Source organism: Sphingomonas sp. Mn802worker, from assembly GCF_000382485.1.
Lineage (GTDB): Bacteria > Pseudomonadota > Alphaproteobacteria > Sphingomonadales > Sphingomonadaceae > Sphingomonas.
Window position 1 is genome coordinate 236,298 of sequence record NZ_AORY01000004.1, and the last position, 12,123, is coordinate 248,420.

The 12,123-nt window shown below is 67.9% G+C and carries 8 protein-coding genes; 4 read left to right on the top strand and 4 right to left on the bottom strand.

Going from position 1 to position 12,123, the window contains the following annotated elements:
* Positions 1 to 35: 35 nt before the first annotated feature.
* From SMN802W_RS0104585 to SMN802W_RS0104595, 3 genes are all read right to left on the bottom strand, one after another.
* Complete coding sequence (locus SMN802W_RS0104585) at positions 36 to 3,335, bottom strand: error-prone DNA polymerase (protein ID WP_019515716.1); 3,300 nt, start codon at positions 3,333 to 3,335, stop codon at positions 36 to 38.
* Positions 3,336 to 3,521: 186 nt separating this feature from the next.
* Entirely contained in the window at positions 3,522 to 6,569 is a 3,048-nt protein-coding gene (locus tag SMN802W_RS18705; RefSeq protein ID WP_019515717.1) for a DUF6504 family protein, read from the bottom strand.
* Positions 6,484 to 7,218, bottom strand: a complete 735-nt coding sequence (locus tag SMN802W_RS0104595; protein ID WP_026325745.1) for an ImuA family protein — start codon at positions 7,216 to 7,218, stop codon at positions 6,484 to 6,486. Before SMN802W_RS0104595 ends, SMN802W_RS18705 begins: the two co-directional genes overlap by 86 nt.
* A gap of 471 nt (positions 7,219 to 7,689) precedes the next feature.
* On the opposite strand from SMN802W_RS0104595, the gene SMN802W_RS0104600 reads away from it, so the two are divergent.
* The 4 genes from SMN802W_RS0104600 to SMN802W_RS18135 all read left to right on the top strand — a co-directional run bounded on the left by SMN802W_RS0104600 (position 7,690) and on the right by SMN802W_RS18135 (position 11,973).
* Positions 7,690 to 8,964, top strand: a complete 1,275-nt coding sequence (locus tag SMN802W_RS0104600; protein ID WP_037523333.1) for a thiamine pyrophosphate-dependent enzyme — start codon at positions 7,690 to 7,692, stop codon at positions 8,962 to 8,964.
* 59 nt (positions 8,965 to 9,023) lie between these two features.
* Positions 9,024 to 10,028: an alpha-ketoacid dehydrogenase subunit beta gene (locus SMN802W_RS0104605; protein ID WP_026325747.1), complete on the top strand. Its 1,005-nt coding sequence runs from the start codon at positions 9,024 to 9,026 to the stop codon at positions 10,026 to 10,028.
* Positions 10,029 to 10,216: 188 nt separating this feature from the next.
* Complete coding sequence (locus SMN802W_RS0104610; RefSeq protein WP_019515721.1) at positions 10,217 to 11,563, top strand: dihydrolipoamide acetyltransferase family protein; 1,347 nt, start codon at positions 10,217 to 10,219, stop codon at positions 11,561 to 11,563.
* A gap of 251 nt (positions 11,564 to 11,814) precedes the next feature.
* Complete coding sequence (locus tag SMN802W_RS18135) at positions 11,815 to 11,973, top strand: hypothetical protein (protein ID WP_156818725.1); 159 nt, start codon at positions 11,815 to 11,817, stop codon at positions 11,971 to 11,973.
* 6 nt (positions 11,974 to 11,979) lie between these two features.
* Here SMN802W_RS18135 and SMN802W_RS18140 read toward each other — a convergent pair whose 3' ends face one another.
* Positions 11,980 to 12,123 carry a lmo0937 family membrane protein gene (locus tag SMN802W_RS18140; protein WP_019515722.1) on the bottom strand — a complete coding sequence of 48 codons (144 nt, stop codon included), beginning with the start codon at positions 12,121 to 12,123 and terminating at the stop codon, positions 11,980 to 11,982.

Sequence of the window (12,123 nt, forward strand, 5' to 3'; positions counted from 1 at the left end):
TGATCGCCCTGTCATCCCGCCCGCCACCGGACGCGTCAGTGAAAATCGTGGCTCTTGATCGGGATGACCGGCTCTGGCCGATCACGGAAATGATAGTCGGAGCGGATCGTCGGGCGCCATTTCGGATCGCGCGCGTCGGGCGTGCCGCCGTTGGTCGCGCCGTCACCGGGCGAGGTGAAGCGCGGCAGGTCGATCTCGCCGACGGTGCGCAGCATCGCGGTCAGGTCGGTCACGCGGTCGACGATGACGTGCGTCACCTTGCCCTCTTTCTGCACGCGACCGCGTAAAGACACCATCGCGGCGGACATGACGGTGCGGCGTTGCGCCTCGAACCGGTCGGGCCACAGGATGCCGTTCGCGACCCCGGTCTCGTCCTCGATCGTCAGGAACAGCACGCCCTTGGCGCTGCCCGGGCGCTGACGCACCAGGATGATGCCCGCGACCTCCACCCATTTGCCGTTGCGGTGTTCGAGCGCCTCGCACGGCACCATGCCGCGTTCGTTCAAAAGCCCGCGCAGGAAGCGCAAGGGATGCGCGCGTAGCGACAATTGCGTTGCTCGGTAATCCTCCACCACCTCACGCCCTTGCGTCAGCCGGGTGAGCGTGACCGATGCCTCCGGCGTCTCGATCCCGGCGAACAGCGGCAGCGGCTTTTCTCCCAGTCCGCGGATCGCCCACAACGCTTGCCGCCGGTCGAGCCCCAGTCCTGCGAACGCGTCCGCCTTGGCGAGCTTTTCCAGTGCGGCAAGCGGCACGCCCGAACGCCGCCACAGATCCTCTACCGAGCGGAACGCCCGCTCGCCCCGTGCCGCCAGGATCCGTCCCGCGTCCTCACCCGACAGGCCATGCACGATGCGCAGGCCCAGCCTGAGCGGCAGGTAAGGGGAGGGGGCCGCGGCGGGCGGTGCGTCGCCCAGGCTCGTATCCCATTCGCTTTCCATCACGCAGACCGGGCGGATCACCACGCCATGTTCGCGCGCGTCGCGTACGATCTGCGCGGGAGCATAGAAGCCCATCGGCTGCGCGTTGAGCAGCGCGGCGCAGAACACGTCGGGATGGTGGCATTTCATCCACGACGAGGCGTAGGCGATCTTGGCGAAACTCGCCGCGTGGCTTTCGGGGAAGCCGTAGCTGCCGAACCCCTCGATCTGCTTCACCAGCCGCTCGGCGAATGCCTGGGTGATGCCGTTGCGGCGCATTCCTGCAATCAACCGTTCACGGAACGGTCCGACCCCGCCGGTCGCCTTGAACGTCGCCATCGCGCGGCGCAATTGATCCGCCTCTCCGGGCGTGAACCCCGCGCCGATAATCGCGACCTGCATCGCCTGTTCCTGGAACAACGGCACGCCCAGCGTCTTGGTCAGCACGGCGGCGAGCGCGTCGTTCGGGTATTCGATCCGCTCCAATCCTTCGCGGCGTTTCAGATAAGGGTGCACCATGTCGCCCTGGATCGGTCCGGGCCGCACGATCGCGACTTGGATCGCGATGTCGTAGAACTCCTTGGGCTTCATTCGCGGCAACATGCTCATCTGCGCGCGGCTCTCGATCTGGAACACGCCCAACGTGTCGGCTTGCTGGATCATCGCAAAGGTGGCGGGATCGTCGTGCTGCAGGTCATCGGACGCCATCGTCAGGTCGGTGTCCTTGTGCGCGTGGAGCAGGTCGAACGCGCGCCGCATGCAGCCGAGCATCCCCAGTCCCAGAATGTCGACCTTCATGAAGCCGAGTTCCTCGATGTCGTCCTTTTCCCACTCGATTACGTGGCGATCGGGCATCGCCGCGGGCTCGATCGGAACCAGATCGTGGAGCGGCGCGCGCGTCAGCACGAACCCGCCGGGATGCTGCGACAGGTGGCGCGGCGTGCCGATCAGGTCTCGCGCCAGTTCCAGCGCGAGGGCAAGGCGCGGCTCGCCCGCATCGAGGTTCAGCGCCTCGACATGCTCGGTCGGAACGCCTTGGCTCGACCAGCCCCATACCTGTCCGGCGAGTCCGGCGGTCATGTCCTCGGGCAGCCCCAGCGCCTTGCCCACCTCGCGGATCGCGCCGCGCGTGCGGAACCGGCTGACCACCGCGGTCAGTGCGGCGTGGTCGCGGCCGTAGGTCTCGTAGATCCACTGGATCACCTCCTCGCGCCGTTCGTGCTCGAAATCGATGTCGATGTCGGGTGGCTCGCGCCGTTCCTCCGACACGAAGCGCTCGAACAGCAGCTGGTGCTTGACCGGATCGATCGAGGTGATGCCGAGCACGAAACAGATCACCGAATTGGCGGCCGACCCGCGCCCCTGACACAGGATGCCGACCGAGCGCGCGTAGGTGACGATCGAGTTCACCGTCAGGAAATAGGCCGCGTAATTCATGCGCCCGACCAGCGCGAGTTCGTGCTCGATCAGCTTGGTGTATGCCGCGGGTGGAGTGCCGTCGAAGCGCCGGTCGAGTGCCTGCCGGGCCAGCCGCTCCAGCGCACCTTGCGCGCTGCGGCCGTTCATCACGATCTCCTCGGGATATTGGTAATCGAGATCGCGCAGCGAAAACGTGCAGCGCTCGACGATCGCCTCGACCGCAGCGATCGCCTCCGGGTGCGCACGGAACAGCCGCGCCATCTCGGCGGGGGGATGCAGGTATCGCCCGACGCTGCGCTCGCGCCGAAAGCCGAGGTCGTCGATCGTGCACTTCTCGCGGATCGCGGTCAGCACATCCTGCATCATGCGTCGGTCAGGCTGGTGAAACAGCGTGTCCCCGGTGGCGAGCGGGGAAAGGCCATATTGGTGCGCGACCTGCGCCGTCGCCTCCAGCCGTTGCTCCTCGCCCGGGCGGTGCCAATGCGTCAGGCAGACATGGCCGCGCGCGCCGAACAGGTCCGCCATCCAACGCAGGCTGCGTGGCGCCGGCACGCCGCAGTCGCCCGGCTGCTCTGCCGCGATGCCGTCGTCCGGCACCAGCGCGGCGACCAGTCCTTCGGCATGGTCCGCCAGATCCTCCCAGTGGAGGAAGCATTGTCCCTTCTCGCCGTGCCTGGTGTCGGCGCGGTTCTTGCCGAGCGACAACAGCCGCGTCAGCCGCGACCAGGCGGCGCGGTCCTCGGGCCAGACCAGCAGCGAGTCCCCTGACACGAGGTCGAGCCGGCAGCCCGGGATCGAGCGGATCACCAGCCCGGTGTCGCGTCGCACCTCGTCCGCGGCATAGAGTGCGCGCACCACGCCTGCGACCGAGTTGCGGTCGGTGATGCCGAGCGCGGGCATCCCCATCGTCGCGGCGGTTGCGAACAATTGCTCGCACGACGACGCCCCGCGCAGGAACGAGAAATGCGTCGTCACCTGCAGCTCGCTGTAGGTCATGGCCGGCGAGCTTCATCCGGGATCGCGCGTCGACGCACCTGTACCTGCGTGCCAGCAGGATTGAACGGGTATTGAACTTGAGCGTCAGTCCTGTCTGACACAGGTCGTGTCGAAGCTACGGCGGCGTCGGACTGGAGTGGCAATGAGTCCACCCCGCGCCTCTCAAGCTCAGCCGGCCGCAAGATCTCACCCGAACGTGCCATGCAGGTGCCATGTCATGTCGCCGGTTTCGGGGCGCTGGCCGTCGCCGCGGCGGAACAGCCAGAAGCGCTGGCCCGTCTCGTCCTCGACCTGGAAATAATCGCGTATCGCCTGCCGCTCGGGCGCGCGGCGCCACCATTCGCCCGCGATCCGTTCCGGCCCGTCGCCGCGCACCACTTGGTGCATCTGCCCGCGCCAGCGGAAACGCCGGGGATAGGAATCGGGCAGTTCGGCCATGACGTGATCGATCGGCTCGGGCCGGCGCAGCAGCCGTGTCGGGCGCGGCCAGCGCGGGTGCCATGGATGCGGCGTGGCGCGGGTGTCGAGGTGGCGCACGTCGTCGCGCACCAGTCGCGCGCCGGCGTTCGCCACCTGGTCGAGCGGCGCGGCGGCGGCGACCGAGCGTTCGGGCACGTCGCTCTCGACCGCGCGGGTGCGCCACAAGTGTGATGCGCCGATGCGGTTGATGATCGCGTCGACCAGCGCGGCGAGGTCGGGCACCTGCTCCTCCAGATCGCCCGCCATCGCCTCGGGCCCGAGCGGTTCGTCGCGCGTGACGTGGAGCGCCACTGTTTCGATCCCGAAACCGGGGTCGATCAACTCGACCCGTCGCACCAGCAGCCGCAGCATATGAAGTGGATCGCGCGTCGCGCGCGCAAAGCCGACGCGGATCGCCTGCACGCTTCCATCGACGCGGGTCAGCGCGAGCACCAGCGCACGCGCGCCGCGGCCCTGCTCAGCCAGCGCCTGCGCCAGCCGGTGGCTGAGCTGCGCGATCCAATAGGCGATCGGATCGGCCGTCAGGATCGGCTCGGCCAGGCGCTGCGCGACGATCACTGGGTCGCGCGGCACGACCGGCACGACCGGTTCCGCCACCGCGCCGATCAACTGGTCGAGCCGCGTCGCCACCGCGCGGCCGAAACGGCGGACGAGCGGCGCGCGCGGCATCGCGGCAAGCTGGCCGACGCGGTCGATCCCCAGCCGCCGCATCAACTCCGCCGCACCCGTATCGAGCCGCAATGCAGTGACCGGATAGTCGGTGAAGGGCGACAATCCGTGCGCAGGGGGCAGCAGCGCGACGGCCGAGCTGTCGTACCGCGCCAGCGCCCAGGCCGCGGCGGGCGTGTCGGCGATGCCGATACGCGCGTCATAGCCCAGCCGTGCGAGCAGCCGCACGATTCGCCGCGCCATCGCGCGTTCACCGCCGTGGAGGTGCGCGACCCCGGTCAGGTCGATGAACAGCCCTGCCTCGCCTGAGCTGATATCGGGCGGCGCGTCCGACACCGATACACCCGGCGACCAGCGTCGCGCCAGTGCGGTCGCCAGCCGGTCGAGCACGGCGCGGTCCCCCGCCGGATCGGCATCGCGCACGCCGACGTTGGGCGTGGCGGCGCGCACCTGCGTCAGCGCCATGCCCGGCTCGATCCCCAGCATCCGCGCGGCGGGGCAGGCTGCGGCGACCTCCACCCGGCTGCCGACCTTGTGGACGGTGACGAGCGGAGCGTGCGCCGGCGTGGAGGGCGGGGTCGCATTGCGGTATGGGGGCGCATCCGCCGGGCAGACCCGCGCCACCGTACCCGCGGTGCTGCGCCCGGTGTCGAAGAACGGCGCGACCGGCAGCACGCTCGCGACCGCGTCGTTCGACCCGACACGGGCGTTCACCATGCGCCGTTCGCCGACACCTTTGCCACCGCTTTGTTTGTCCGGGTGCGGGCCATCACCGGGATAGCGGATCGCGACGATGGCGGGGCGAAGCATGAGCGGTGTGGTGCCCGATGAAGCTTGGTCGCGTCTGTCGGCGGCGCGCTCGACCGGGAGCGCGCCGGTGCTCGCAACCTTTGATGCGACGCGACCATCCGTCATATCCCGCTCGCATATGCTTGAAGGGTCGGACTGCGCCCTGTCGCCCAAATGGCGAATGTCAGTGCTCGCTAGGCCAAATACATTCGGCACGGCCGGCTGGTTACCATTGCAGGTCCGCCGCGAGGCGGCAGCAAGGCGGATCGCTCCGATCGCAGCCGATGGGCTATCATTAAGCGGGGAGGCGGTCAGGGCTGTGACAGCCCCGGTGCCGACGAGCCGCACTGTTGGAGCGGCAAGATTGACTATGACACTCATCGGTTGCGTTGCGGACAGGTCAGGCCGCGATACGGTGTGGCCGCGTGCCGATGCGCGATGATCGGAGCGGTCGGCGTCACCGTTAGCCGTCATTGCCAATCGTGCCGCGGCATCTGACCGGCGGTTGTGCGCGGGTAATGGCCCGCCCGAGGCGGCAAGCGGTGCATGCGGCGGCGGATTACCTGCCGTGCAATGACTGCGGCACGTTGCAGCAAGGTCGATCGAGCCGGCGTTGTGCGCCGCATTTTCATCATCCCGCACGGCAGGATCGTCTGCCTGCGAGCCATGACACTGCACGCCAGTCCGGCAACCACATGGTGCCACGAGCGGCGATGTCGTCGTGCACGCATCGCCGACCGGATCACGTCGGCGCTGCGCCGAGGTCGGGCGCACGCCCTCGCCACCGAAGCGAATCGCGACCATCCCGCCGGGGGCACCCGGCACCCCTGCAAAGCCCGGTTCAGGCCAGCCGCTCGACTTTCCGCCATCGTCGCCCGGCAGCCGCTTGAACGCGTGTTCCGCCGCTTCGCTGCGGCGACCCATCTCGCGCATCGGCGGGCGCTGGTGCGCTTCCATCCGCGCGATCCGCCGCTCGACATCGGCGCGTGTCTCGCCCGCCCAGCAGGCCGACGCGCCACCGGCACGCTCGTCCTTGCCGGCGAGCGGGCGATCGAACGCGCGCACGTCTTCGGCCGCATCCTCGCTGCGCGCCCAGCGTGCGCCGGGCCGCCAGCCGCTGTTGCGCGGCGCGTCGCACTGCTTGCCGCCTTGTTCGGCGTCGCTCGCCTGTTTCAGCGCGGCGAGCTCGGCCCCCGTGACGGCGGCGCGTTCAGGCGGCGGCGTGTGCTGCCGCTCCGCCCGCCTTATACGGTCGATCGACCAGTTTGGCAGGTAGAGCGATGCGACCCGTTTCATCGCAGGCCTCCACTGTGAGTTGAAAGGGTTCGCCGCCGCGCTGGCGGACGAGCGAGACGTGCCAGCGCGCGCGGCCGATGCCGGCGGTGGGGATCGGCGTGCTGGGCGCGGAGCCGACGCGCCAGCGCGTCACCGCGGCGGATGGCGCGCCGAGCGTGTCGGCACCCTCTCGCGCGTGGCGTTTCATCAACAGCGCGATCGTGCGCCCGCCCTCCGCGGCGAGCTGCAACCGCCGCGTCGCCGGCATCCCGACGCGGCGTGCCTCGCCGATCACCGCGCCGAGCGCGCGGTGGCGCAATCCTTCCTCCATCAACGCCAGCACCTCGGCATCGTCGGCAGCCTCGGCGTAGAGCACGCGCTCGGGCGCGAGCCCGACCTGGTAGAGCGCGGGCGCGAACAGGTCGCGGCGGCGCACCACCCACAATATCGGTCCCCAGGCGCGTGCGGCGATACCGGCCATGAACAGGGTCGCGCTGGCATCGTCGCCCAGCGACGGGGTCGCCGCCGCCACCTCGTGCAGCGCGTCGAGGCGGAGGCCGTTGTTGGCGAGCCGCGCGTCGATGCCGCCGACCCCGAAGGGCAGCACCGGGCGGCGGCGATGCCCGTCACCTTCAATCTCACGCAGCGTCTCACGCAGCTGCGCGAGCACGGCAGATTGCGTATCCGGCAGTGGTTCGGCGGGCTGTGACACAGTGGCAATACGACTCGTTGCTGTTGTTGTTCCTATTTTGTTCTCTTGAACATGACGCTGTCAATCCGCCTCGCGATCGTCATTGTCCCGGCGCAGGCATTTGGATGTGGATATTTTTTGCAGGTCGCATCGCCCGCAGTGCCGCGTGTTTGCCCGCCGTCAGCAGCTTTGTTGCCGTCCGTGCCGCAACGACGCTTGTCAGCAGCCGTGCGCACCTGCCCGCCCGCCACGATCTTGCCGCGCCTTGCGATTTGTCGCTCCGCAGTGCTGCTCACCCAGCGCCAGGGGTGCTCTTGAAACATAATTACAAGTGCGACTAAGACGTTTTCGAGCGTTCAATACAGGATGCACACCGCGGACGCGTGAAGCAGCCGCATGATGGAGAGTGAAGTGGCGAGCAACGCGCCCAACAATCTGCCAAGCGCCGACATGCCGCGCCAGAACATGCCGCGCCTCTCGCTCCACGTGCCGGAGCCGAAGTTCCGGCCCGGCGACGCGGTCGACTTCGCCGACGTGGAGGTGCCGCCCGCAGGCTCGGCACGCCGCCCCGACACTGCCGAAGCCGCCAGCCAGTTCACCGATCTCGCCTACTCGCTGGTACGCGTGCTGGACGAGGACAACCAGGCGGTCGGCCCATGGAACCCGCACCTCTCGCCCGACAAGATGCGCCGCATGCTGCGTCACATGGCGACCGTCCGCGCGTTCGACGAACGCATGTTCCGCGCGCAGCGGCAGGGCAAGACCAGCTTCTACATGAAATCGCTCGGCGAGGAGGCGGTGGCGGTATCTGCCGCGCACGCGCTCGACGACGAGGACATGTGCTTCCCGTCGTATCGTCAGCAGGGGCTGCTGATCGCACGCGGCTGCCCGATGGTCGACATGATGAACCAGATCTACTCGAACCGGGGCGACAAGCTGCAGGGCAAGCAGCTGCCGATCATGTATTCGGAGAAGCGCTTCGGCTTCTTCTCGATCTCGGGCAATCTGACGACGCAATATCCGCAGGCGGTCGGCTGGGCGATGGCATCGGCGTCGAAGGGCGATACCAAGATTGCGGCGACGTGGTGCGGTGAGGGATCGACCGCGGAAGGCGACTTCCACTCCGCGCTGACCTTCGCGACCGTCTACCGCGCGCCGGTGATCTTCAACGTCGTCAACAACCAATGGGCGATCTCGAGCTTCTCTGGGTTCGCGGGCGCGGAGGCGACGACCTTTGCCGCGCGCGCGGTCGGCTACGGGATCGCGGGGCTTCGCGTTGACGGTAACGACGCGCTCGCGGTTTATGCCGCGACCGCATGGGCGGCGGAGCGCGCGCGTACCAATGCGGGGCCGACGCTGATCGAGCATTTCACCTACCGCACCGAAGGCCACTCGACCTCCGACGACCCGACGCAATATCGTTCCGCCGGGGAGCCGACGGCGTGGCCGCTCGGCGATCCGATCACGCGGTTGAAGGATCATCTGATCGCGATTCGTGAGTGGGACGACGAGCGGCAGGCGGCGATGGACCGCGAGGTCGCCGAGGAAGTGAAGGCGGCGCAGAAGGAAGCCGAGAAGAACGGCATCCTCGGCCACGGCCTGCACCAGCCGCTCGACAGCCTGTTCGACGGCGTGTTCGAGGAAATGCCCTGGCACCTCAAGGAACAGCGCCAGCAGATGATCGACGAGGAAGAAGCGAGCGGCCGGCCGTGGGCGAGGAAGTGACGATGGACACGGCAGAAGCAGCCCCGGTGGCCACGGGCGAGGCGGGCGACACCACTCGCATGAACATGATCCAGGCGATCAACTCCGCGATGGACGTCATGATGGCGCGCGACGCGGGCGTGGTCGTGATGGGCGAGGACGTCGGCTATTTCGGCGGCGTGTTCCGCGCGACCGCAGGCTTGCAGAAGAAATATGGCAAGACCCGCGTGTTCGACACGCCGATCACCGAGTGCGGGATCATCGGCGTCGCGGTCGGCATGGGCGCCTACGGCCTCCGCCCGGTCCCCGAGATCCAGTTCGCCGACTATATCTACCCCGCACTCGACCAGCTGGTCAGCGAGGCGGCACGGCTGCGCTACCGCTCAAGCGGAGAGTTCACCGCGCCGATCACGGTGCGCTCGCCGTTCGGCGGCGGCATCTTCGGCGGGCAGACGCATTCGCAGTCGCCGGAAGGGCTGTTCACCCACATGTCGGGGATCAAGACGGTGATCCCGTCGACGCCCTATGATGCCAAGGGGCTGCTGATCGCCGCGATCGAAGACAATGATCCGACGATCTTCTTCGAGCCCAAGCGCATCTACAACGGGCCCTTCAACGGCCATTGGGATCGCCCGGCGGAGAATTGGTCGAAGCACCCGGCGGGCGCGGTGCCCGAAGGCTATTACAAGATACCGCTCGGCAAGGCGAACGTCGTGCGCGAGGGCGAGGCGGTAACGATGCTCGCCTACGGCACGATGGTGCACGTCTGCGCACAGGTCGTCGCCGACACCGGTGTCGACGCCGAGATCATCGACCTGCGCACGCTCGTGCCGCTCGATATCGAGACGATCGAAGCGTCGGTGAAGAAGACCGGCCGCTGCCTGATCGTCCACGAGGCGACGCGCACCGCGGGCTTCGGTGCCGAGCTGTCGGCGCTGGTGCAGGAGCGCTGTTTCTACCACCTTGAGGCGCCGGTGGAGCGCGTGACGGGCTTCGACACGCCGTACCCGCACAGCCTCGAATGGGCGTATTTCCCGGGGCCGGTCCGCATCGGACAGGCGCTCAAGAAGATTCTGAAGGACTAGGACGTGTCCTTGCTGCCGGCAAAGACCGTGATCGCCCTGCGGGCGCCCGCTGCGCGGCGGGGTGACTGTCGGCCCGCGGCGTCGTCGCGCGTCGATCACGATGGTTCCCCATCGCTCTCTCCTTGCTCCTATTCGCGAACCAACATTCACCCCGTCACGGCATTGCCGGCAACAAGGACCCGTCCCTGATGGCACGTTTCACCTTCAAGCTGCCGGACATCGGCGAAGGCATTTCCGAGGCCGAGATCGTCGCGTGGCACGTCGCGGTCGGCGACCGTGTCGAGGAGGACCAGCAACTCGCCGACATGATGACCGACAAGGCGACCGTTGAGATGGAATCGCCGGTGTCGGGCACCGTCGTCGAACTGGCGGGCGAGGTCGGCGACCAGGTATCGATCGGTGCCGCGCTGGTAGTGATCGAGACCGATACGGCGGAAGGCGGCGAGGCGGAGACGGTTGTGCAGCCGGCGGACGAAACGGGCAGCGATCTGTCGCCGATGAAGACGGAGGCGGTTGCTCCAACGACTGAGCCGCAACCCTTACCGGCGACCGAGACAAACAACGTCGATGCGGAGAACCCCGGTGTCGCCGATGCACGCGGTGAAACGCCGGCGTACGAGGCTGCGACGCCGGCACCACGCGCCCCCTCGATCGAGCCGCCCACCACCCCCGCACGCGCCGTTCTCGCCAGCCCTGCTGTCCGCGCACGCGCGCGCGATCTCGGCGTCGACCTCGCCGAGGTGAAGGCGGAGGGCGACCGCCTGCGCCACTCGGACCTCGATGCGTATCTGCGCTACGGCAGCGGGCAGGGCTATCACGCCCCGCATACCAGCCGCGCACGCAGCGACGAGCAGGTCCGCGTCATCGGTATGCGCCGTCGTATCGCCGAGAACATGGCTGCGTCGAAGCGCCACATCCCGCACTTCACCTACGTCGACGAGATCGACGTGACCGAGCTGGAGCGCGTCCGTGCCGACCTGAACGCCAATCGCGGCAACCGGCCGAAGCTTACCATGCTGCCGCTGATGATCGTCGCGGTCTGTCGCACGTTGCCCGACTTCCCGATGCTCAACGCGCGCTACGACGACGAGGCGGGCGTGGTGACGCGCTCGGGCCGGGTCCACCTCGGCATGGCGGCGCAGACCGATGCCGGCCTCACCGTGCCTGTCATCCGCGACGCGCAGGACAAGAACGTGTGGCAACTCGCCAGCGAGATCACGCGGCTGGCCGAGGCGGCGCGCGCGAACAAGCTCAAGCCCGACGAGCTCGGCAACGGCACGATCACCGTCACCTCGCTCGGCCCGCTCGGCGGCATCGCGACGACGCCAGTCATCAACCGGCCCGAGGTCGCGATTATCGGCCCGAACAAGATCGTCGAGCGTCCGGTGTTCCACGGCGACGACATCGTCCGCGCCAAGCTGATGAACCTGTCGATCAGCTGTGACCACCGCGTCGTCGATGGCTGGGACGCGGCGAGCTACGTTCAGGCGCTGAAGAAGCTGCTCGAAACGCCGGTGCTGCTGTTCGCTGACTGAGGGCGAAGGCTAGCGCCGCGATGAAGTGCGCGGCGCACCGCTCACATGGCCCTTACGGACGGTTAGTTGCTGTACAGTCCGATGAAAGCGCGCGCGACGTGATCCCGCTAGATGGGCGAACACGCCGTACGGGTGACCGCCCCGGCTGATTGTTCCGCACGCCCAATTGAGGCCGAATTACATCACCATGTCGTAAGTAGTACGCTTGGTCTCGACGAAGAAGCGTCAAATAGGCCGTGTGACGCTCAATCGTGATCCACTCGACCGTGACCTTTTACGGTAATGAAGAACGCCCTGCCAGCGAGGTCACCGGCTGCGCCGCCGCTCTCGGCCCTGATCCTTTGGCACGATTGCCCAAGCAACTAAGCGACGACGACAGGGGCGAGGCAGGGCGCACGCCGCTCGGCTGATCGGTGCTAGACCGCCCGCCCGCGGAACAGCTGCACCAGCCCGACAATCACGGCCACGACCAGCAGGATGTGGATCAAGCCACCCGCGACGTGAAGGCTGAAGCCGAGCAGCCACAGCACCAGCAGGATCACTGCGATCGTCCACAACAT